Genomic DNA, 20,231 nt, shown 5'->3' on the forward strand with positions numbered 1-20,231 from the left:
AGGCCGGCTGTCCACGCCAGTCTGACTGGATTTACAGGAAAAGTCCTGGAAACCCTTGACAGGCAAGCGATGGTAGCTATTTTTTCAGGAGTAAAGCGCCCGTGCGGGCGCGTGCCGCATCAACCCTGCATTGGCCTTCAGAAACGGTAGCGGCGCGTGTCATCGACAGCGATGCCGTTCATGGCGCGGCTCAGGTCAGCCATGATGCGCGCATCGTGCAGGGCGGCGTTTCTGGTGCGCTCGTCCTCGACGGCGCGCTGGTGCGCCAAGCGCCAGGAGCGCACACCGCGCCGCAGCAACTGCGCCATGCGCTGCACGCCCTGATGGACGACAGGGTCGTTGGCTTGAACAAAATTCGTCATGGCTTGCATCTCCAGCATGTCTGGCCGCCTTCCCGCCTGGGAATCCTGGCCGATGCTGCAATCCTAGGGTTTTCCCTAGGTTCATGCCATGTCACGGCCCGAAAGCCCATTTCCCGCAGGGATGATGGCGCTGCGCCGCCGTGTGCAGCTCCATGACTTTTCCGTCCTTCCTGCCAACCTGCCGTGAACATCCAGCTCCTGTCCGACCTGCACCTGGAAGCCCAGCCGCAATTTTTCGCCAGTCCCGCCGCAGGGGCCGATGTGCTGGTGCTGGCCGGCGACATCGGCTCCTACCAGCGCGGCTCGCGTCTGCGCGACGAGGATTTCGGCCTGGCGCGCTTTTCGCCGCTGCCGCAGTACGGCGGCTGGCCGACGCCGGTGCTGTTCGTGCCCGGCAACCATGAATACGACGCGCTGGACTTCGACGCCGCGCACGAGCGGCTGCGCGCCACCTGCGAGCGCCTGGGCATCGCCTGGCTGGAGCGCCAAAGCCTGGTGCTGGATGGCGTGCGCTTCGCTGGCACCACGCTGTGGAGTGACTTCGACGCCATCGCGCTGGCGCGCGGCGGCAACGCCGAGCAGCGCCAGCGCCAGCGTGCCAAGGCCTTCCGGGCGGCCAACTTCTACCTGGAAAAGACCGGCGGCACGCGCCACGGCCAGCCCTTCCTGGCCGAGCAGGTGCGCCAGCAGGCGCTGGCCTGCCAGGCCTGGCTGCGCGTTGCGCTGGCCCAGCCCTTTGCTGGCCCCACGGTGGTGGTGACGCACTTTGCTCCCAGCCTGCGCAGCGCCGACCCGCGCTACGGCCTGGTGCCAGGCACGGCGGGCTTTTGCAATGCGCTGGACGAGCTGTTGCCCGAGGCCGACCTGTGGCTGCACGGCCATCTGCACGCGCCCAGCGACTACACCGCGCACGGCCTGCGCGCCGACGGCTCGGTGGGCCGCTGCCGCGTGGTGGCCAACCCGCTGGGCTACCGGGGCAAGGGCGAGCAAAGAACCTTCGCACCCCACTGCGTGCTCCCCGTATGATTGCCCGGGCACATACATGAACAGATGAACAGGCGTGCGGCGCCCCGCTGCCGCCCACCGGAGGAACGACCTATGAACATCCTGCTCGCCGTGGACGGCAGCCCCTACACCAAGAAGATGCTGGCCTACCTGGCTGCGCACAACGAAATGCTGGGCACCGACCACACCTACACCGCCCTCACGGTGCAGCCGCAACTGCCCCGCGCGCCCGGGTGGCGCTGGGCAAGGAGGTGGTCGAGCGCTACTACCAGGAGGAGGGCGAGAAGGTGCTGGCCTCGGTCACCAAGTTCCTGAGCCGCCACCATGTCGAGCTCAAGACCATGATCAAGGTCGGCCCGGCGGGCGAGATGATTGCCAAGGTGGCGCAGTCGGGCAAGTTCGACCTGATCGTCATGGGCACGCACGGCCACGGAGCCCTGGGCAAGCTGGTCATGGGTTCGGTCAGCACCCAGGTGCTGGCCAAGTGCGACGTGCCGGTGTTGCTGGTGCGTTGAGGACGGTGGCCGCCATGTCTGCCGTTTCCCTTCCTTGCGACGCCCCCGCCACTGCCCGTGGCGTGGCCACTCGTCTGATTCGCCTGTCCGCGCTGGGCGTGGCGCTGGCGCTGCTGGGCGGCTGCGCTGCCATGAGCGAGCAGGAATGCCGCAGCGCCAATTGGTACGAGCAGGGCCAGCGCGACGCGCTGGCCGGCCAGCCGCGCTCGCGCCTGGCCGACCTGCACGAAGCCTGTGCCAAGGCTGGCGCGGTGCCCAACGACCGCCTGTACCTGGACGGCTGGAGCCGTGGCGTGCATCAGTTCTGCACGCCCGACAACGGCGCGCGCTGGGGCCGCCAGGGCCGCAGCTATGCCAATACCTGCCCACCGGAGCTCGACCGCGCCTTCAGCGACCGCTACCGGGCCGGACGCCGTGGCTGGGAGGCCGAGCAGGCCGTCAAGCGCCTGCAGGGCGAGCAGCGCGACAAGCAGCGCGCCCTGGATCAGGCCAAGGACGATGCCGCCCGCCGCCAGGCGCGCGAGCAGCTGCGCTCCATCGACTGGCGGCTGCGCGATGCGCGCGACGAACTCGACCGCGCCGAGTGGCAATTGCGCCAGCCGTATTGACGGCAAACCTGCCCGGGTCTGGGCAGTCGCCCGATAATTCGTTCTTTCCCATCCTGCCCGCTGCCACCGCAGCGCGGCGTGCCTCGTGAACCCTTCGCCAGACACTCTCTTGGCCACTGCCCGGCCAGCCGATTTTTCCGCCAACCAGTTTCGCGACGCTTTAGGCATGTTCGCCACCGGCGTGACCATCGTGACGGCGCTGGACGCGACCAGGCGCCCGGTGGGCATGACGGCCAGCTCCTTCAACTCGGTGTCGCTCAACCCGCCGCTGGTGCTGTGGAGCCTGGCGCACAAGACCACCACGCTGGCCGCCTTTGCGCGCGGCAGGCACTACGCCATCCATGTGCTGGCGGTGGAGCAGCGCGAGCTGGCCGAGCGCTTTGCCATGCGCGGCCTCGACCGCTTTGCCGGCGTGGACTGGCAGCCCAATGCCGATGGCGTGCCCATCCTGGCGGGCGCGGCGGCGGTCTTCGAGTGCTTCAACCGCAGCCAGTACGACGAAGGCGACCACACCATCCTGATCGGCCAGGTCGAGCGCTGCCGCCACCGCGAAGGCAGCTCGCCGCTGCTCTACCACGGCGGCATGTTCTACACCGAGCATCCGCTGGGCAACCTGTCCGAGCAGGCGCAGCGGCCCCTGCACAAGTAGCCGGCAGCTGCGGCAGCGGCACGCTCAGCGCGCCGGCTCGGGCAGCTCGACCTTGACTTCGAGCACCTCCAGGTTTTCCTGGCGCTCGAAATGCACCTTCAGGTCGCTGGAGTCGATCTGTACGTACTTGGAGATCACCGCCAGCAGTTCGCGCTGCAGCGCCGGCAGATAGTCCGGCTGGCTGCCGCCCAGGCCGCTTCGCTCGTGCGCCAGGATGATTTGCAGCCGCTCCTTGGCCACAGTGGCGGATTTCTTCTTCTCGCCCAGCAGCATTGAAATCAGGGACATGCTGCTTACCTCCCGCCAAAGATGCGCTTGAAGAAGCCGGGCTTTTGCACTTCGGTGAAGCGTATGGGCCGCTCCTCGCCCAGAAAGCGCGCCACCACGTCCTTGTAGGCCTCGGAGGCGTCGCTGCCCGTCAGGTGAATGGCCGGCACGCCCTGGTTGGACGCCTGCAGCACGGCCTCGGACTCGGGGATTACGCCGATCAGCGGGATGCGCAGGATGTCCTGGATGTCTTCGATGCTGAGCATCTGCCCCTCCTGCACGCGCGCCGGGTTGTAGCGCGTCACCAGCAGGCGCTCGCGCACGCCCTCGCCGCCCTCGATGGCGCGGCGCGTCTTGCTGGCCAGCATCCCCAGGATGCGGTCGGAGTCGCGCACCGAGGAGACCTCGGGGTTGGTCACCACCAGCGCTTCGTCGGCAAAGTGCATGGCGTGCAGCGCGCCGCTTTCGATGCCGGCGGGCGAGTCGCAGACGATGTACTCGAAGCCCATGGCCGTGAGGTCGCCCAGCACCTTCTCCACACCCTCGCGCGTCAGCGCCTCCTTGTCGCGCGTCTGGCTGGCGGCCAGTACGAACAGGTTGTCGCACTGCTTGTCCTTGATCAGCGCCTGGTGCAGGCTGGCCTCGCCCTGGATGACGTTGATGAAGTCATAGACCACGCGGCGCTCGCAGCCCATGATCAGATCCAGGTTGCGCAGGCCGACGTCGAAGTCGATGACGGCGGTCTTGTGCCCGGCCATGGCCAGGCCGGAAGAAAAGGCGGCGCTGGTGGTGGTCTTGCCGACTCCACCCTTGCCGGAGGTCACGACGACGATCTTGGCCATGTGTGTGGTTTCCTTACTGTATGGGGGCTGGTTCCGGTCAGATGGGTTCGATGAGCAGCTTCTCGCCGTCCAGGCGTACCTGGGCGCTGCGGCCCTTGACCCTGTCGGGCAGTTCGGTGTCGGTAGTGCGGTAGATGCCGGCAATCGAGACCAGTTGTGCCTCCATGCAGGTGGTGAAGATGCGCGCGCTGGTGTCGCCGCGCGCGCCGGCGATGGCCCGGCCTCGCAGTGGTGCATAGACGTGGATGTTGCCGTCGGCGATCACCTCGGCACCGTCGCTGACCATGGCCAGCACCACCAGGTCGGCGCCGCGCGCATAGACCTGCTGGCCCGAGCGCAGCGGCTTGTCCACCACCACCGTGCCCAGGCAGGTCGTGGCAGCGGACTCGGCGCCAGGTGCAGCGTCCGCCGCCGGTGCGGCTTCGGCAGCCGGTGCGTCGGCAGGATTTTCGGGCGCTGGCGCTGCCGAGGTCGGCACGGCGTGGGCGCGCGGCGCAGCCTCGGGGCGGCGATCAGGCCCTGCTGGTGCGCGGCCAGCATCTGCTGGCTGCTGCCGCCGCGCACGGCCACGGGGCGGGTGCGATAGCGGCGCAGCTCGGCGATCAGGGCGGCGAAATCCACCGGCCCGGGCGCATCGTGTACGACGCTCAGGTCGATCAGCACCGGGTCGTTGTCGAAGAATTCCGGCTCGTCGGCCAGGCGCGAGGCCAGCTCGCTGGCCAGCACGGCGCTGTCCGTGCTTTTGATGACCACGGCCACCACCGGCAGGTGGGCGCTTTTCAAATCGATGCTGCTGCGGTGGTGGCCCGCGCGGTTGTCAGCCATGGAAAGAAAGGCCCGCCAGGGGCGTTGCTGCTCAAAGCCGCAAAGTGTACCTGTCCGCCTTGCGGGCGCGATTGCGCCTGCGGTGTGTCGTGGTAACAAAAGCAAGGAGCGCGCCACGCTAGAGCTTGGGGATGCGGATACGGCTGATCATCAGCGAGCCCGACAGCGCAAACAGCAGCACCAGCGGGTGCAGCGTGAAGCCGGCCAGGCGCACGCTGCCCAGCCACAGCTGCCCGCGCAGCGCGCCCAGGGCGGCGGCCAGCGACAGCAGGCCGACCAGCACGATGGAGGTCGGGATAGGCGTGCCCTCGAAGTAGGCCACCTTGGCATCGTCCGAGCCTGCCGACAGCGCCTCGGCGGTGACGTTGTAGCGCGCCAGGCGCGAGACGCCGCAAGCGACGAAGTAGGCCAGCACGATGCGGTCGAACAGGCCCTGCATACCGCAGGCATAGGCCAGCACGGCGGGCGCCACGCCGAACGAGATCACGTCGGCCAGCGAGTCCAGCTCGCGCCCCATGGCCGAGAACTTGCGCCGCCAGCGCGCCACCCGGCCATCAAGCACGTCGAAGACCAGCGCCGCCAGCACCAGCGCCGCGGCGAAATGCACGTGGCGCGCGTCCTGCGTTTCCAGGAAGCTCATGGCGGCGAACAGCGCGCCCACGCCGCACACGGCGTTGCCCAGGGTGAACCAGTCGGCCAGATGGAACTGGCGGATCATGGAAAAGGGCTGGCGCGGAGGCGGCGGGGCGGCGGGCATCGCGCCATTGTCGGGCGTCGCCAGCGCGTGCCGTGTCGGACGCCGGCGCGTCGCGCGCCTGCGGGAGGGAGGGCGTGCGCCGAACGCACAGCACTCCACGCCAGCGCTTTTACTGAAAGCGCGGCGGGCGCTTTTCAATGAAAGCGGTGACCGCCTCGCGGTGGTCGGCGCTCTTGTGCGCCACGGCCTGGCAAGCGGCGGACAGCTCCAGCAGCGTGGCCAGCGAGTTGCCCTGGCCCTCGCGCAGCAGCCGCTTGGTCATGCGCAGTACGCCGCCGGGGTTGGCGGCGATCTTGCCGGCCAGCTGGCGCGCCGTGGGCAGCAGCGCTTCGGGCGCCACCACGCGGCTGACCAGGCCGCAGGCCAGCGCCTCCTGCGCGTCGATGGCCTCGCCGGTGAAGGCCATCTCCGCCGCCTTGGCCATGCCGACGGCGCGCGGCAGCAGCCAGGCGCCGCCGTCGCCCGGCACAATGCCCACGCGCACGAAGCTCTCGGCAAACGTCGCCGTCTCGCTGGCGATGCGGATGTCGCACATGCACGTCAGATCCAGCCCGGCGCCGATGGCCGGGCCGTTGACGGCGCAGATGATGGGCACATCGAGCTGCGCCAGCGCCAGCGGGATGCGCTGAATGCCCTGGCGGTATTCCTCGCGGATCAGCTCGGGCGTGAGCGCGTCGTCGAAGAAGCGCTGCATGTCGCGCACGTTGCCACCCGAGCTGAACACCGGCCCGGCGCCGGTCAGGATCACGGCCTTGATGGCGGCGTCGCGGCGCACGTCCTCGCACAGCTGCACGAACTCCTGCACCGCCGTGTTGCCGGTCAGCGCGTTGCGCGTCTCGGGCTGGTTCATGGTGACGGTCAGGATGGCGCCGTCGCGCTCCAGGGTCAGAAAAGGCATGTCGAAGTCTCCAGGAGGAAGAAAATGGGTCAAAACCGGCGAAAACCCTTGTGGGACAAGCGCTGCCAGCTATTGTTTTTATATAGTTGCGACATCCGTGATGCGTCGCAGCACATCCAGCGTCGGGCCATCGTGGGCCAGCAGTGCGCGGCCTGCCACGTCGTGCCAGAAGCTCTCGCTGCCCGCCGCCTGGCGCCAGCCGTGCAGGCGCCGGGTGAACAGTTGCAGATCGCATTCCTCGGTGAAGCCGATGGCGCCGTGGATGGCGTGCGCCGCCTGCGCCACCTCCAGGGCGGCCTGGCTGCAGCGTGCCTTGGCGGTGGCCACGCGCAGGCGCTCGGGCCGGCTGCCGTCGGCGCCGCTGCCGCTGCAGCCCAGCTGCGCGGCCATGCGGGCGGCAAAGACGTGCTCGCCCATCACCGCCAGCTGGTGCTGGATGGCCTGGAACTTGCCGATGGGCCGGCCAAACTGCTCGCGCTCGTTGGCAAACTGCAGCGTGCGCTGGAACACCGCCATCAGCGCGCCGGCCATCTGCGGGGCCAGCACGGCGGCGTGCAGCGTGTCCACGTCCATGTCCGCATCTGCGCCGGCATCGCCGGCCAGCGCGCTGAATGGCGCGACAGGTGGCGGTGCGGCGCTCCAGGCCAGCGCGGCATCCAGCGCCAGCGCCTGTGGCCCGGCCTGGGCGGCGGGAACGCTCAGCAGCCGCCAGGCGTCGGCGGTCTGCACCAGCACCGCGTCGGCCACCGCCCCGCTGCGCACCAGGGCGCAGCGCAGGCCGCCATCGGGCAGCTGCGTGCCGCGCGCCAGGGCGATGCTGCCCAGCGGGCGGGCTACACCGGCGCTGGCCAGCAGCGCACGCGCCAGCATGGTTTCGGCCAGCGGCAGCGGCAGGACGTGCGCGCCGCACTGCTCCAGCACGCCAAAGGCCTGCGCCAGCGTCAGGCCGGCGCCGTCCAGGCTCTCGGGCAGCAGGGCGTCGGGCAGGCCGGCAGCCTCCAGGTGCTGCCACAGCGCGGCCGTCTCGGGCGCGGCGCGGCCAGCGGCCTCGATGGCGCGCACCACGGCAGGCGTGCAGTGCTCGGCCAGCAGCTGGCGCGCGGCGTCGGCAAAAGGGTCGTCGTCGTTGGTGTGCATGGCTTGGCCCCTTCGGTTTCAGCGCAGGCCCAGGCTGCGCGCGATCATGCCGCGCAGGATGTCGCGCGTGCCGCCGCGCAGCGAGTACGAGGGCGCGGCCTCGGTCACGTATTTCAGCGTCAGCAGCAACTCCAGCGGCGCGCTGTCGCCCTCTGTGCGTGAGAACACGTCGTCGGCGATGGCCGCCGGGATGAACTGCTCCAGCGTCGTGCCCAGCTCCTTGACCAGCGCCGCCTGGGCGACGGGGCTGGCGCCGCGCGTGAGCTGCTCCTGCACCGCCACCGACATGGCGCGCAGCGGCGCCAGCTGCGTCAGCACCTGGCCGGCCAGGCGCGCGGCCGCGTCGCTGCGCCCGGCGGGCGTGCGCACCCAGGCCAGCCACTGGTCGAACAGCACGATGGAGGAAAACAGCCGCTCCGGCCCGCTGCGCTCGAAGGCCAGCTCGGCGGTGACCTGGCTCCAGCCCTGGCCCTCGGCGCCGATCAGCGCATCGGCGCCGAGCTGCACGTCGTCGAAGAAGACCTCGCAGAAGTGGCTGTCGCCCGACAGGTCGGCAATGGGCCGCACGGTGACGCCCGGCAGCGACAGATCGACGATGACCTGCGACAGGCCCTGGTGGCGATCCTGCGCACTGCCCGAGGTGCGCACCAGCGCGATCATGTACTGGCAGTGGTGCGCGTTGGTCGTCCAGATTTTCTGGCCGTTGAGCAAGAAGCCGGCCTCGTTGGGCGCGGCGCGCGTCCTGACGCTGGCCAGATCCGAGCCGGAGCCTGGCTCGCTCATGCCGATGCAGAAAAACGCCTCGCCCCGGCACACGCGCGGCACATAGAAGCGCTTTTGCGCCTCGGTGCCGTATTTGAGGATCAGCGGCGCGCTCTGGCGGTCGGCAATCCAGTGCGAGCCGACCGGGGCGCCGGCGTTCAGGAATTCCTCGACCAGCACGTAGCGCGCAAACGCACTGCGCCCGCCGCCGCCGTACTCGGGCGGCAGCGTGATGCCGATCCAGCCGCGCGCGCCCAGGGCGCGGCTGAGCTCGGCGCTGTAGCCGCCCAGGAGCGCGCGCGGATGTGCGCCGGCAGCTGGCGCACGGCTTCCTGCAGGAAGGCGCGCACCGGCCCGCGCAGGGCTTCGTCCTCGGGCGGGATGCGGGTCAGGGTCAGGGAGTCAAGAACGGACATGGGCGCAGGTCTTTCGGCAAGGCGCAGCGCCGTGCGGCTGCAGCAGCCCTGGCTTCATGATGAAAAGCGCTTGAAAGCCTTGCCAGGCAAGCGCTGACAGCTACTCAAACAGTAGCGCTGTGGCGGCTGGCGGAGGCTGCGTTGCGCTGCGCCGCATAGTCCTGGTACCAGGCCAGGCATTCCGGGTTGGCCATGGCGTCGCGGTTGACGACTTTCTCCAGCGGCTGGCCCAGCAGCAGTTTCTTGATGGGCAGCTCCTGCTTCTTGCCGCTGAGCGTGCGCGGCACCTGCGCCACCTGCACGATCTCGTCGGGCACGAAGCGCGGGCTGAGCGACTGGCGGATCGCCGCCCGGATGCGCCCCTGCAGTGCCTCATCGAGCACGGCGGACGGGCGCAGCACGACGAACAGCGGCATGAAACTGTCGCGGCCCAGGTACTCCAGATCGACCACCAGGCTGTCGAGCACTTCGGGCAGCGCCTCCACGGCGGCATAGATCTCGCTGGTGCCCATGCGCAGGCCGTGGCGGTTGATGGTGGCGTCGCTGCGGCCATAGATCACGCAGCCGGGCTGCGCCGCCGAGCCGATGGCGATCCAGTCGCCGTGGCGCCAGACGCTGCCGGCCTCGGGCGGCAGGTCGCCGCCGCCGGGCCGGCGCCCGTGGCCGGGCGGGAACATCTCGAAGTAGCTGGCGCGGTAGCGCGCGCCGTCCTCGTCGCCCCACAGGCAGATGGGCATGGAAGGGATGGGCTGGGTGCAGACCAGCTCGCCCACGGCGTCGAAGACCGGCTGGCCGGCATCGTCCCAGGCCTCGACGGCGGCGCCCAGCATCCGGCATTGCAGCCGGCCCGGGTGCTGGGGCAGCTCGCGGTTGCCGCCCAGGAAGGCGCCGGCAAAGTCCGTGCCGCCGGAGATGTTGGCCCACCAGATGTCGGTGACCCCGGCAGCGGCCATGAAGTCGCTGCCCCACTGCTGCACCTCGGCCGACAGCGGCGAGCCGGTCGATCCCAGGGCGCGGATGCGGCTCAGGTCGCCGCACTGCTCGGGGCGGATGCCGGCTTTCATGCAGTTGGCGTAGAAGGCCGCGCCCGAGCCGAAGAAGGTCACGCCAGTCTCGGCGGCCAGGCGCCACAGCACCGTCCAGTCGGGCTGGTCGCGGCTGCCGCCGGGGCTGCCGTCGAACAGCACGCAGGTCGTGCCCGCCAGCAGGCCGCCGACCTGGGCATTCCACATGACCCAGCCGGTGGAGCTGTACCAGTGGAAGCGCTCGCCAAAGGTCTCGGGGTCGTAGCTGCAGCCCACGTCGTTGTGCAGCGCGCCCAGCTGCAGCATGACCAGCACCATGCCGCCGTGGCCGTGCACGATGGGCTTGGGCAGGCCGGTGGTGCCGCTGGAATAGACGATCCACAGCGGGTGGTCGAAGGCCAGCCACAGTGGCTCGAATTGCGCCACTTGGGCATCATTTCGGGAGCAAGCCGTTGTCCAGCAAGCGCTGTCAGCTATGGTTTTTGCTTTGTCCAGGTCGGGCACCAGCAGCACGTGCTGCACGCTGGGCAGGCCGGCGCGCAGCTCCTCGACCACGGCGCTGCGGTCGATGTCGCGCCCGGCGTAGGACACGCCATCGACGGCGATCAGCACCTTGGGCGCGATCTGGCGGAAGCGATCGAGCACGGCGTGCGTGCCCATGTCGGGCGCGCACACGCTCCACACGGCGCCGATGCTGGCGCAGGCCAGGAAGGCGACGATGGTCTCGGGGATGTTGGGCAGGTAGGCGGCCACCCGGTCGCCCGGCTGCACGCCCTGCGCGCGCAGGTGCAGCGCCACGGCGGCGACCTGGCGGCGCAGCTCGGGCCAGGACAGCTCGCGCGCCGCGCCGCGCTCGTTGTGCGCGATCAGCGCCGGCTGGCCGGCGGCGTGGGCCGGCTCGGCATGGCGCAGCACCTGGCGCGCGTAGTTGACCTGCGCGCCGGGGAACCACTGCGCGCCGGGCATGACGTTCTTGGCCAGCACGGCGCTGTGCGGCGTCGGGGACTGCACATCGAAGTAGTCCCAGATGCTTTGCCAGAAGGCGTCCAGCTCGGTCGTGGACCAGCGCCACAGCGCGTCATAGTCGGCAAACTCCAGGCCGCGCTGCGCACGCAGCCAGTTCTGGTAGTGGCGGATGCGCGGCTGGCGCTCGGCCCGGGCCGGGGCGCGCGGGGTGGGGCTTGAGGGGGAAGTGTTGTTGTCTCCATCCCTGCAGCGTAGCGCGCCAGGATGCAGCGCACCAGCGGATTGGTGACAGTGGTGGTCGAGCGGCTCTTGGCTCCTGGAAGGTGTTCGGCCTTTGCGCACAGCGCACCATGCACCACCTCCCGCAACGGTGGACAGGCGGCGTTTACTGTGGCGGCTGCTCGCGCACGCTGGTGATGGCATAGCCCTTTCTTTGCAGCTGGCGCCCCGGCTCGGGGATGCCCAGCGCGTCCCAGTGTTCGAGTTTTTCATCCAGCTCCACGCCGCGCGCCTCGTCGCTCCAGTCCACGTTGGTGGCCTCTTGCGGGATGGGCTGGCCCTGGGGCACGGCCAGGTAGGAAACACGCCCTTCGGCCTCGGGCCGGCGATAGATGTCCACGCGCATGGCAAATCCTTGTCTCATGGGTTGCAGGGCGTTCCACTCTAGGTTTGACCACCCGGCGCAGGCGTAGGAGCGCGCCGCTTCGGGCCGCCCGCAGCCCCACAGGCCGTCCGGTGCGTCGCACAATGGCCGCTTTCGCAGCCCTTCGACACCGACACAGTTGCCCGCCATGACCCGAAACGACGACTCTTCCCTGAACTGCGACGTGCTCATCGTCGGTGGCGGCCCCGCCGGGCTGTCGCTGGCGGCCAGCCTGGGTCAGGCTGGCCTGAGCGCCACGCTGCTGGAGCTGCAGGGCCAGGAGCAGCTCGCCGACCCCGCGCCCGATGGCCGCGAGATCGCCCTGACGCACCCCAGCGCCGCCCTGCTGCAGCGCCTGGGCAGCTGGCAGCTGCTGCAGGCGCACGAGGTCGGCCTGCTGCGCGCCGCCGAAGTCCACGACGGCCCGGTCGGTCGCAGCCGGGCGCTGCACCTGCACTCGGGCGGCAGCGGCGTCGAGCACCTGGGCTGGATCGTGCCCAACCACGCCCTGCGCCGCACCGCCTGGCAGGTGGCCAGCGACATGCCCGGCGTGCGCCTGCTGACTGGCGCGCGCGTGCAGCGCGTGGCCACGCACGCCAGCCATGCCGAGGTCGAGTACCGGGACGCCGCGCAGCCCGACGCCCCGGTGCAGACCCTGCGCGCGCCGCTGGTGGTGGCTGCCGACAGCCGCTTTTCCGCCGCGCGCCGCCAGCTGGGCATAGGCGCGGCCATGACCGACTTCGGTCGCACCGTCATCGTCTGCCGGATGCGCTGCGAACTGGCGCATGACCAGGTGGCGCACGAGTGCTTCGACTACGACCGCACCCTGGCCATCCTGCCCCTGCCCGACGATGTGGCGGACGGCGCGCCGCTGTGCTCGGCAGTCATCACCGCCGACAGCGCGCAGGCGCAGGCGCTGCTGGCGCTGGCGCCCGAGGATTTCGCCGCCAGCGTGGCTGCGCAGTTCGACCACCGCCTGGGCCACATGCAGCTGCACGGCCAGCGCCACGCCTATCCGCTGGTGGCCGTCTATGCGCACCGCTTCAGCGGCCCGCGCTGTGCGCTGCTGGGCGATGCGGCCGTGGGGATGCACCCGGTCACGGCGCATGGCTTCAACCTGGGCCTGGCCGGCGTGGCCTCGCTGAGCGCGGCGCTGGCCGACGCCCGTGCGCGCGGCCTGGACATCGGCGCGCCCGAGGTGCTGCAGCGCTACGCCCGCGCCCAGCACCTGCAGGCCTGGCCCATTTTCCAGGGCACCAATGCCATCGTGCGCCTGTACACCGACACCCGGGCGCTGCCGCGCCTGGCGCGCCGCGCGGTGCTGGGCGCGGCCATGCGGCTGCCGCCGCTGCAGGCGGCCATCGTCAGCCAGCTCACCGGCAGGCGCCCGGCCTGGCCTGTGCGCCCGGCGCCGGGCGGCAGATAATCCGAGCGCCATGCCCGACCTGTTCAAGCAACTTGCCGCCTCGCTGTCCCGCGCGCACACGCTGGAGGAGCTGGCGCGCCCGCTGCTGGAGCTGCTGCAGGACGTGACCGGCCTGGAGTCCGCCTACCTGACGACCATCGACCTGGAAGGCGGCCAGCAGCAGGTGCTGTACGCGCGCAACACCCGCACGCAGGCGCTGGACATCCCCGAGGGCCTGTCCGTGCCCTGGCACGACACCCTGTGCAAGCGTGCGCTGGACGAGGGCCGCCCCATCACCGAGGACGTGGCTGCCTGCTGGAGCGACTCGCAGGCCGCCGCAGCCCTGGGCATACAGACCTATGTCAGCGCGCCGGTGCGCCTGTCGGGCGAGCGGCTGTACGGCACGCTGTGCGCCGCCAGCGCCGCCCGGCATAGCCTGACGCCGGCGGCGCAGCAAATGCTGACCCTGTTCGCACGCCTGATCGCCCAGCAGATCGAGCGCGAGCAGCTGCTGGCCGAGCTGATGCAGGCCAACCAGCGCCTGGCCGCCTACGCCAGCACCGATGCGCTGACCGGACTGCCCAACCGCCGCGCCTTCGAGCAGGCGCTGACGCGCCAACTGGCCCAGGCCGCGCGCCAGGGCACGACGGTGCTGGTGGCCTTCGTCGATCTGGATCGCTTCAAGGCCATCAACGACCGCCACGGCCACGATGTGGGCGACCTGTTCCTGATCCATATCGCGCGCCGGCTGGAGGGTGTGCTGCGCGCGCAGGACATGGCCGCGCGCCACGGCGGCGACGAGTTCGTGCTGATGGGCCCGGGGCCGGCGCCGCTGGAGAACGTGGGCGCCGCCGAGGCCGCCTTTGCCCGGCGCATCGCCGTGGCCACGGCGGGCCGCTTCGAGGCCGCCGGCGTGGCCTTCGACTACGCCGGCGCCAGCGTCGGGGCCATCGCCGTCCAGCCCGGCGAGCTGAACGCCACCCAGGCGCTGCAGCACGCCGACCGCGCCATGTACGAGGTCAAGCAGGCGCGGCGCCAGGCCTGAGCGCAGCGTTTCACTGCTTTTTTGATAGCTGCCAGCGCTTGCTGGAAAAGGGTTTGGACCGCTTTTTATATAAAAACTGCCAGGGATCAACAAAATCTCTACCATCGCTGCACTTTTCATGAGACAGGAGTGAGCGACATGGGCTTTTTCCAATGGCAGGAGCGCAGCTCCGAGGTATTGCTCTCGGGCGGCGTCATCGGCCCCGATGAGCGCCTGCCCTGGCCGCAGACCGGCCTGATGGGCGTGCAGCACGTCATCGCCATGTTCGGCTCCACCGTGCTGGCGCCCATTCTGATGGGGTTCGATCCCAATCTGGCGGTGTTCATGAGCGGCATCGGCACGCTGATCTTTTTTCTCATCACCGGCGGCAAGGTGCCCAGCTACCTGGGCTCGTCGTTCGCCTTCATCGGCGTGGTCATCGCCGCCAGCGCCTATGCCGGCAAGGGGCCGAACGAGAACATCGGCCTGGCGCTGGGCGGCATCGTGGCCTGCGGCGCGGTCTATACGCTGGTCGGCGTGGTGGTGCATGTCATCGGCACCGGCTGGATCGAGCGCTTCATGCCGCCGGTGGTCACCGGCGCGGTGGTGGCGGTGATCGGCCTGAACCTGGCCGGCGTGCCCATCAAGAACATGGCGGCCAACAACTTCGAGGCCTGGATGCAGGCGCTGACCTTCGTGTGCGTGGCGCTGGTGGCGGTGTTCACGCGCGGCATGGTGCAGCGCCTCCTGATCCTGGTCGGCCTGATCCTGGCCAGCATCGCCTACGCCGTGCTGACCAACGGCCTGGGCCTGGGCAAGCCCATCGACCTGTCGGGCGTGGCCGCTGCCGCCTGGGTGGGTCTGCCGCAATTCCATGCGCCGGTCTTCAGCGCGCCGGCCATGCTGCTCATCGTCCCGGTGGTCATCATCCTGGTGGCCGAGAACCTGGGCCACATCAAAGCCGTCACGGCCATGACCGGGCGCAACCTCGATCAATACATGGGCCGGGCCTTCATCGGCGACGGCGTGGCCACCATGGTCAGCGGCGCCGCCGGCGGCACGGGCGTGACGACGTATGCCGAGAACATCGGCGTCATGGCGGCCACGCGCATCTACTCGACGGCGGTGTTCCTGGTGGCGGCGCTGATTGCCGTGCTGCTGGGCTTTTCGCCCAAGTTCGGCGCGCTGATCCAGGCCATTCCGCTGCCGGTGATGGGCGGCGTGTCCATCGTGGTCTTTGGCCTGATCGCCATTGCCGGGGCCAAGATCTGGGTGGACAACCGGGTGGACTTCTCGCGCAGCGGCAATCTGTTGGTCGCGGCCATCACGCTGATCCTGGGCACGGGCGAATTCACGCTCAAGTTCGGCGACTTCGCCCTGGGCGGCATTGGCACGGCGACGTTTGGCGCCATCTTGCTCAATGCCGTGCTCAATCGGGACGAGCGGATGCACCCGCCCCGCCGGCCTTGAAACCAAAGAATTCCGCCACCGGCTGCGTCTCCGGCAGCACATAGACCACGCCGTCGTGGCGGCCCAGGGTGGGGGCGATGAAGCGGTCGTAGAACGAGGCCGGCGCATTGATGCAGCCGTAGGAGATGCGGTTGTCGGCAATGCCGGGGCTGGCCAGGCGCTGCAGGCGGCGCTCCGCCGGGTTGGTGGGGCGCACGCGGTGCAGCGAGATGGCGTCGTCGTAATGCACCCAGACGATGTCCTCGCCGGCCATGTTCACGCCCGGCTCGGACACGAAGCGCCCCGCCGGCGTGGTGCGCTCGTGCCGGGCGATCTGCGCCATGGGGCGCTCGCCGATGCCGGGCACCGAGTGGTCACCGCGCGCCAGGCCCAGCAGCACTGGCGCCGAGGCCTGCCAGGCGCCCTGGGCATCGAAGACATGGGCCGCCGCGCTGCGCTTGTCGATCAGCACGAAGGGCAGGCCGGCGTTGTTGCCGCTGGCGCGTATCCAGGCCAGCACCTCGCGGGCGTCCTGCGACAGCGCGGGACTGCCGCGCTGCGCCTGGGTGGCCCGGGTGGTGGCAGTTGCCGGGTTCGGCCCGGCAGCGGCCTGCACGGGCAGCGCTGCAGGCACAGTGGCGGCAAGAAAGGCGAGGGCGGCGGCGCTGGACACCGCTGCCCGCACAGCCCTGCCCGCCTGCGCCGCGCCACTCAACGGTAGATGCGTTCGCCGCGATGGGCCTGCCATTGGTCTGCCAGGTAGGCCGCGTCCTCGTCCGAGCGGGCGTGGACGCCCATCAGGATGCCGCCGCGCTTGATGCCTTCCTCGTACTCCTTGACGCGCTCCTCGGGCATGCTCCAGCCGATCAGCGCGCCGATCAGGCCGCCGCCGGCAGCACCGGCACCTGCCCCAGCCGCTGCTGCGGCCAGTGGGCCGGCCACGACGATGCCCAGGCCGGGCAGCGCCAGGGTGGTGCCCACGGCGGCCACGGCAGCGGCGATGGCACCCACGGTGCCACCGATGGCGCCGCCGATGCCGGCGCCCTTGGCGGCCTTGTTGCCCAGTTCGGTCTCGACCGTCTCGCCGCCGAAGTGGCGCGTGCGGGTGTCGTCGGACATGACCAGGTTGACATCATCCGTGGTGTAGCCGCGTGCGTGCGCCGCGTTGTAGGCGGTCTCGGCGGCCTCGCGATCCGGGAACAGGCCGGTCACGAGGTAGCGCGAGTCGCCGGGTGCAGTGGTAGCGGCGGTAGTGGTGTTTGGGTTCATGTCGGCTCCTCTGGGTTGAACAGGCAGCGGGCCGGGGCAGGCCCGCTGCGCTCGGGTGCGGTCAATGGCGGAAGTGGCGGAAATGGCGGTCGATCGGGATCAATTGCGGTCGGCGCGTGGCGCGCGGTTGCGCATCCGGTTGCCGGTCGTGGTGCCGCTCATGTCGCTGCGCTGGCTGTCAACGGTCGTGCCCATGTCGTTGCCGCTGGTGCCGGTGCCGGTGCTGCCGGCGCTGGTGCCCATGGCAGCCTGGCTGTTGCTGACCTGGGGCGCCGGCGAGTTGCCCGAGGGCGACGGTGTCACCTGGGCGGTCTGCATGGCATCGCTGGCGCGCTCGGTGGCGCTGGGGCCGGTGCGCACCAAGGTGGCGGTATCGGAGCGCGGCACGGCGTTCTGCGTGGCCTGCTGTGCCTCCTGGGGCGTGGCGCCGACGGTGGTCGGCGTGCTGCTGGTCTGTGCCCAGGTGCCTGCGGCGGCCAGGGCCAGGGCGGCAGTCACAGAAAGGGTCTGGAGGGTGGTCTTGAACATGGTGGCTTCCTTGCAAAGTGCTGTGGTGCCTCCCATGTTCGCCAGCGCCCACGGCGCAGCCGTCCATGAATGTCTCTTGCCCATGTAGGCAGTGCGCCCGGCATGGCGCCATCACCCGGGCTGGCGATGGGTGTCGATATTTCGGATAAAAGTGCCGAAAACCCTTGCCAGAAAAGCGCTGGCAGCTATGCTTTTTGCTTTGTTAAATCAGCGCCGGAACCACGACCACACCAGGTCGATGCCGGCGCTGAGGAGGTCCAAGCGCTCGCCGCCCTCCAGCCGCCGGCGCTGGCGCTCGCGTTTTTCGCGCTCGCGGGCGCGCTCCACCGTGATCAGGGCGTCAGCCAGGGCTTCGGGCGAGATGCCGCCGCTGGTGCGCTGCGCCGCGCGGTCGAAGCGCGCCAGGGCCTGCTCCACGGCCTGCGGGTCGAGCAGCGACAGCGCCGAGCGGCACCAGGGGCAGGCGTGGTCGCGCCGGATGTCCACGCTGGCGCCGCAGGCCGTGCAGGCGATGGTGCCCACGCGCGCGGCCAGCGCCTGGATCTCCAGCGAGCTGAGGTGGCGCACAAAGCCCTTTTCCACCATGAAGGCGCCGAAGGTGGCAAACCGCCCGTGCCGCTGCGGGCAGCGCCAGGCGACGTAGCGCCCGCCCTGCGCCAGGTCGTAGCCATGCTCCAGCGTGCGGCGGCAACGCGGGCAGGCCAGGTGCTGCGCCAGGGGCCGGTGCTGCTCCAGACGGCGCGCGTGCAGCAGCTCGAACAGCTCGATCACCGCTGCCGGCGCCAGGCGGGTGTTTTCCTGCGGGTCGAACCACAGGCCCTGGCAGGCAAAGCACATGTCCAGCGTGAGCGCGCCGCCGTCGCTGGCAGCAAAGGTCTGCTGGTGCATGGGCTGGCGGCACGAGGGGCAGGCCAGGGCTGCAGTGGTGCTCATGGCCGCGCCTGTCTGTCTGCCTGCCGCCCGGCTTCAGCCGATGAAGCGCCCGTTGCCGCCCAGCACGCCCAGCTCGACAAAGCGCGAACCCACGTGGGGCGGCTGGCCGTTGTAGTCCACCACGAAGCCGCCCAGGTCGAACTGGCGGATGCTGGCCAGCGCCGCACGCAGCCGGGCCTGGTTGACATCCTTGCCGGCGCGCTCCAGCGCTTCCAGCAGCACGCGCGCGTTGATGTAGGCCTCCAGGCTGCCTTGCGAGAACTCGTTGTGCCCGGCGGCGCGCATGGCGCTCTGGTAGTCGCGCACCACCTGCAGCTTGCCCCGATCCGGGTCGGGCACGATCATGGTCAGGGCGATGCCGCTGGCCGCATCGCCCAGCTGCGCCAGGCTGGTGCCGGGCAGGGTCACGCTGACGCCGGCCATCAGCACGCCGGGCAGCCGCGTCTTGATGCCGCGCACCAGCTCCACCGAGACCGTGCCGGCAGTGGCCAGCAGCACGGCGGAGGGCTTGCCCGACGCCAGCGTCTGCAGCGCCTGCTGCAGGTTGGTGCCATCGGTGGCCACGGCGGCCTGCGCTGCCGGCTGGCGGCCCATCTTCTGCAGCGCGCCAGTGGCCACCTCCAGCAGCTCGCGGCCATAGCCGTTGTCCAGGTAGGCAATGCCCAGGCCCTTGAGGCCCATGCCGGTCAGGCGCTCGATCAGGCGCAGCACCTCGTCGGTGTAGCTGGCGCGCACGTGGAAGATGTTGCGCAGCGGCTTGCGCAGCGAGGCGGCGCCGGTGATGGGCGCCAGGTGCGGCAGTCCGGCATCCTCCAGCAGCGGCGCGATGGCGGTGTTGTTGGGCGTGCCCACGCACGACAGCAGCGCCAGGGTGCTGTTCTGGGCAATGATCTGGCGCACGTTGGCCAGCGAGCGCTCGGGCACATAGCCGTCATCGACGATCTGCAGTTGCACGCTGCGCCCGTGGATGCCGCCACGGGCGTTGGCCTGGGCGAAGGCGGCGCCGGCGCCCTGCTGGATGTCGTTGCCAAAACCCAGCAGCGGCCCGGTCAGCGGCGCCGAGCTGACGATGGACAGGCTTTTGGCGGTGACGCCCGGCGCGTCCTGCGCATGGGCCAGGGGCAGTAGGGCCGGGCCGGCCAGTGCGGCAGTGCCGGTGCGCCCGGCAAGAGAGAGAAAGTGGCGACGATCCATGGCGGGGCAGGCAGGACAGGAGTGGGAGGAGCCGCGAGTGGGCAACAGCCGTCGATCTTTCGTCTGTTACCCACGGGACAGCGCGGCGGCGCGGCAGGTCAATAATGCGTGCGCCGCCTGGCGGCAGGCACGCATGGCAGCCGGCGATTCTACGAAGCCCGCCGCAGTGCGTCGCCGCCGGGTCTTCCTCCACTGTGCCTTCATTCCTGCGCGAGTTGCCTGCCATGTCAATCTGGACCCGTCCCATTACCGCCGAAGCCATCAACGCCCTCAACGCCGGCACCGCCGTGACGCACCTGGGCATCGAATTCACCGAAGTCGGCGACGACTGGCTGCGCGCGCGCGTGCCGGTCGATGAGCGCACGCGCCAGCCCTACGGCCTGCTGCATGGCGGCGTGAGCGTGGTGCTGGCCGAGACGCTGGGCTCGGTGGGCGCGGCCAGCTCCTGCCCCGAGGGCCATCGCGCCGTGGGCCTGGAGATCAATGCCAACCACCTGCGCGCCGCCACCAGCGGCTGGGTCACCGGCACGGCGCGGCGCCTGCACGCCGGACGCACCACCCAGGTCTGGCAGATCGAGATGGTCAACGACGCTGGCGAGCCGACCTGCGTCTCGCGCATCACCATGGCCATCCTGGCGCCGCGTTGATGGTTTTGGGTCAAATCGACCGCAAACCCTTTGCTGGCCAGCGATGATAGCTATATAAAAAATAGCAAATCAACCGGCGGTCAGCCTGCTTTTTCCAGGGCGCGC

At 70.0% G+C, this 20,231-nt stretch carries 20 protein-coding genes and 3 pseudogenes; 8 read left to right on the plus strand and 15 right to left on the minus strand.

What is annotated here, in order from left to right; translation table 11 throughout:
* Positions 1 to 137 precede the first annotated feature (137 nt).
* The gene (locus tag IDM45_RS14120; protein ID WP_209424199.1) at positions 138 to 362 is read right to left on the minus strand and encodes a hypothetical protein; all 225 of its coding nucleotides are present in this window, start codon (positions 360 to 362) and stop codon (positions 138 to 140) included.
* A 183-nt stretch (positions 363 to 545) separates the two neighbouring features.
* Between IDM45_RS14120 and IDM45_RS14125 the strand changes: the two genes are divergently transcribed.
* The 4 genes and pseudogenes from IDM45_RS14125 to IDM45_RS14140 all read left to right on the plus strand — a co-directional run bounded on the left by IDM45_RS14125 (position 546) and on the right by IDM45_RS14140 (position 3,139).
* Complete coding sequence (locus IDM45_RS14125) at positions 546 to 1,388, plus strand: metallophosphoesterase (protein ID WP_209423422.1); 843 nt, start codon at positions 546 to 548, stop codon at positions 1,386 to 1,388.
* Between the two features lie 72 nt (positions 1,389 to 1,460).
* Positions 1,461 to 1,882 (plus strand): annotated as a pseudogene (locus tag IDM45_RS14130) (universal stress protein).
* 14 nt (positions 1,883 to 1,896) lie between these two features.
* The gene (locus tag IDM45_RS14135) at positions 1,897 to 2,490 is read left to right on the plus strand and encodes a DUF2799 domain-containing protein (protein ID WP_209423423.1); all 594 of its coding nucleotides are present in this window, start codon (positions 1,897 to 1,899) and stop codon (positions 2,488 to 2,490) included.
* Positions 2,491 to 2,656: 166 nt separating this feature from the next.
* Positions 2,657 to 3,139: a flavin reductase family protein gene (locus IDM45_RS14140; protein ID WP_209424137.1), complete on the plus strand. Its 483-nt coding sequence runs from the start codon at positions 2,657 to 2,659 to the stop codon at positions 3,137 to 3,139.
* Between the two features lie 24 nt (positions 3,140 to 3,163).
* On the opposite strand, the gene minE is transcribed toward IDM45_RS14140, so the two are convergent.
* The 9 genes and pseudogenes from minE to IDM45_RS14185 form a co-directional block, all read right to left on the minus strand.
* Positions 3,164 to 3,427, minus strand: coding sequence for a cell division topological specificity factor MinE (gene minE / locus IDM45_RS14145; protein ID WP_209423424.1), 264 nt, complete (start codon positions 3,425 to 3,427; stop codon positions 3,164 to 3,166).
* Positions 3,428 to 3,432: 5 nt separating this feature from the next.
* On the minus strand, positions 3,433 to 4,248 hold the full coding sequence (gene minD, locus IDM45_RS14150; RefSeq protein ID WP_209423425.1) for a septum site-determining protein MinD: 816 nt from the start codon (positions 4,246 to 4,248) through the stop codon (positions 3,433 to 3,435).
* Between the two features lie 37 nt (positions 4,249 to 4,285).
* Positions 4,286 to 5,073: pseudogene (minC, locus tag IDM45_RS14155) on the minus strand (septum site-determining protein MinC).
* Between the two features lie 118 nt (positions 5,074 to 5,191).
* Positions 5,192 to 5,830, minus strand: a complete 639-nt coding sequence (gene pssA / locus IDM45_RS14160; protein WP_232653864.1) for a CDP-diacylglycerol--serine O-phosphatidyltransferase — start codon at positions 5,828 to 5,830, stop codon at positions 5,192 to 5,194.
* 109 nt (positions 5,831 to 5,939) lie between these two features.
* A complete protein-coding gene (locus tag IDM45_RS14165) occupies positions 5,940 to 6,728 on the minus strand; it encodes a crotonase/enoyl-CoA hydratase family protein (RefSeq protein WP_209423426.1) in 789 nt (262 codons plus the stop codon).
* 78 nt (positions 6,729 to 6,806) lie between these two features.
* Positions 6,807 to 7,865: an acyl-CoA dehydrogenase family protein gene (locus tag IDM45_RS14170; protein ID WP_209423427.1), complete on the minus strand. Its 1,059-nt coding sequence runs from the start codon at positions 7,863 to 7,865 to the stop codon at positions 6,807 to 6,809.
* An 18-nt stretch (positions 7,866 to 7,883) separates the two neighbouring features.
* Positions 7,884 to 9,043: pseudogene (locus IDM45_RS14175) on the minus strand (acyl-CoA dehydrogenase family protein).
* A gap of 104 nt (positions 9,044 to 9,147) precedes the next feature.
* Positions 9,148 to 11,376: an acetoacetate--CoA ligase gene (locus IDM45_RS14180; protein ID WP_325168984.1), complete on the minus strand. Its 2,229-nt coding sequence runs from the start codon at positions 11,374 to 11,376 to the stop codon at positions 9,148 to 9,150.
* A gap of 43 nt (positions 11,377 to 11,419) precedes the next feature.
* Positions 11,420 to 11,659 carry a DUF6139 family protein gene (locus tag IDM45_RS14185; RefSeq protein ID WP_209424140.1) on the minus strand — a complete coding sequence of 80 codons (240 nt, stop codon included), beginning with the start codon at positions 11,657 to 11,659 and terminating at the stop codon, positions 11,420 to 11,422.
* Between the two features lie 166 nt (positions 11,660 to 11,825).
* On the opposite strand from IDM45_RS14185, the gene ubiM reads away from it, so the two are divergent.
* From ubiM to IDM45_RS14200, 3 genes are all read left to right on the plus strand, one after another.
* A complete protein-coding gene (gene ubiM / locus IDM45_RS14190) occupies positions 11,826 to 13,103 on the plus strand; it encodes a 5-demethoxyubiquinol-8 5-hydroxylase UbiM (protein ID WP_209423428.1) in 1,278 nt (425 codons plus the stop codon).
* Positions 13,104 to 13,113: 10 nt separating this feature from the next.
* Positions 13,114 to 14,127 (plus strand): sensor domain-containing diguanylate cyclase, encoded by a 1,014-nt coding sequence (locus IDM45_RS14195; RefSeq protein WP_209423429.1) that lies wholly within the window; start codon positions 13,114 to 13,116, stop codon positions 14,125 to 14,127.
* 138 nt (positions 14,128 to 14,265) lie between these two features.
* Positions 14,266 to 15,576 (plus strand): solute carrier family 23 protein, encoded by a 1,311-nt coding sequence (locus tag IDM45_RS14200; RefSeq protein ID WP_209423430.1) that lies wholly within the window; start codon positions 14,266 to 14,268, stop codon positions 15,574 to 15,576.
* Here the strand turns inward: IDM45_RS14200 and IDM45_RS14205 are convergent.
* The 5 genes from IDM45_RS14205 to IDM45_RS14225 all read right to left on the minus strand — a co-directional run bounded on the left by IDM45_RS14205 (position 15,536) and on the right by IDM45_RS14225 (position 19,479).
* Positions 15,536 to 16,189, minus strand: coding sequence for a hypothetical protein (locus IDM45_RS14205; RefSeq protein ID WP_232653860.1), 654 nt, complete (start codon positions 16,187 to 16,189; stop codon positions 15,536 to 15,538). The two genes, IDM45_RS14200 and IDM45_RS14205, sit on opposite strands and share 41 nt — an antisense overlap.
* Before the next feature lie 77 nt (positions 16,190 to 16,266).
* Positions 16,267 to 16,824 (minus strand): hypothetical protein, encoded by a 558-nt coding sequence (locus IDM45_RS14210; RefSeq protein WP_209423431.1) that lies wholly within the window; start codon positions 16,822 to 16,824, stop codon positions 16,267 to 16,269.
* Between the two features lie 99 nt (positions 16,825 to 16,923).
* Positions 16,924 to 17,352, minus strand: a complete 429-nt coding sequence (locus IDM45_RS14215; protein WP_209423432.1) for a hypothetical protein — start codon at positions 17,350 to 17,352, stop codon at positions 16,924 to 16,926.
* Between the two features lie 207 nt (positions 17,353 to 17,559).
* Positions 17,560 to 18,285, minus strand: coding sequence for a zf-TFIIB domain-containing protein (locus IDM45_RS14220; RefSeq protein WP_209423433.1), 726 nt, complete (start codon positions 18,283 to 18,285; stop codon positions 17,560 to 17,562).
* A gap of 33 nt (positions 18,286 to 18,318) precedes the next feature.
* Positions 18,319 to 19,479, minus strand: coding sequence for an ABC transporter substrate-binding protein (locus IDM45_RS14225; protein ID WP_209423434.1), 1,161 nt, complete (start codon positions 19,477 to 19,479; stop codon positions 18,319 to 18,321).
* A gap of 224 nt (positions 19,480 to 19,703) precedes the next feature.
* On the opposite strand from IDM45_RS14225, the gene IDM45_RS14230 reads away from it, so the two are divergent.
* Entirely contained in the window at positions 19,704 to 20,126 is a 423-nt protein-coding gene (locus tag IDM45_RS14230; RefSeq protein ID WP_209423435.1) for a hotdog fold thioesterase, read from the plus strand.
* The last annotated feature ends 105 nt before the right edge of the window (positions 20,127 to 20,231 follow it).

Source organism: Melaminivora jejuensis, from assembly GCF_017811175.1.
In the GTDB taxonomy this organism is placed as follows: Bacteria; Pseudomonadota; Gammaproteobacteria; order Burkholderiales; family Burkholderiaceae_C; genus Melaminivora; species Melaminivora jejuensis.

Bases quoted from the DNA above. Each gene is read 5' to 3' on its own strand.
- IDM45_RS14120 (WP_209424199.1), bottom strand. From the start codon at position 362: ATGACGAATTTTGTTCAAGCCAACGACCCTGTCGTCCATCAGGGCGTG.
- IDM45_RS14135 (WP_209423423.1), top strand. From the start codon at position 1,897: ATGTCTGCCGTTTCCCTTCCTTGCGACGCCCCCGCCACTGCCCGTGGC.
- IDM45_RS14140 (WP_209424137.1), top strand. From the start codon at position 2,657: ATGTTCGCCACCGGCGTGACCATCGTGACGGCGCTGGACGCGACCAGG.
- minE (WP_209423424.1), bottom strand. From the start codon at position 3,427: ATGTCCCTGATTTCAATGCTGCTGGGCGAGAAGAAGAAATCCGCCACT.
- minD (WP_209423425.1), bottom strand. From the start codon at position 4,248: ATGGCCAAGATCGTCGTCGTGACCTCCGGCAAGGGTGGAGTCGGCAAG.
- pssA (WP_232653864.1), bottom strand. From the start codon at position 5,830: ATGCCCGCCGCCCCGCCGCCTCCGCGCCAGCCCTTTTCCATGATCCGC.
- IDM45_RS14165 (WP_209423426.1), bottom strand. From the start codon at position 6,728: ATGCCTTTTCTGACCCTGGAGCGCGACGGCGCCATCCTGACCGTCACC.
- IDM45_RS14170 (WP_209423427.1), bottom strand. From the start codon at position 7,865: ATGCACACCAACGACGACGACCCTTTTGCCGACGCCGCGCGCCAGCTG.
- IDM45_RS14185 (WP_209424140.1), bottom strand. From the start codon at position 11,659: ATGCGCGTGGACATCTATCGCCGGCCCGAGGCCGAAGGGCGTGTTTCC.
- ubiM (WP_209423428.1), top strand. From the start codon at position 11,826: ATGACCCGAAACGACGACTCTTCCCTGAACTGCGACGTGCTCATCGTC.
- IDM45_RS14195 (WP_209423429.1), top strand. From the start codon at position 13,114: ATGCCCGACCTGTTCAAGCAACTTGCCGCCTCGCTGTCCCGCGCGCAC.
- IDM45_RS14200 (WP_209423430.1), top strand. From the start codon at position 14,266: ATGGGCTTTTTCCAATGGCAGGAGCGCAGCTCCGAGGTATTGCTCTCG.
- IDM45_RS14210 (WP_209423431.1), bottom strand. From the start codon at position 16,824: ATGAACCCAAACACCACTACCGCCGCTACCACTGCACCCGGCGACTCG.
- IDM45_RS14215 (WP_209423432.1), bottom strand. From the start codon at position 17,352: ATGTTCAAGACCACCCTCCAGACCCTTTCTGTGACTGCCGCCCTGGCC.
- IDM45_RS14220 (WP_209423433.1), bottom strand. From the start codon at position 18,285: ATGAGCACCACTGCAGCCCTGGCCTGCCCCTCGTGCCGCCAGCCCATG.
- IDM45_RS14225 (WP_209423434.1), bottom strand. From the start codon at position 19,479: ATGGATCGTCGCCACTTTCTCTCTCTTGCCGGGCGCACCGGCACTGCC.
- IDM45_RS14230 (WP_209423435.1), top strand. From the start codon at position 19,704: ATGTCAATCTGGACCCGTCCCATTACCGCCGAAGCCATCAACGCCCTC.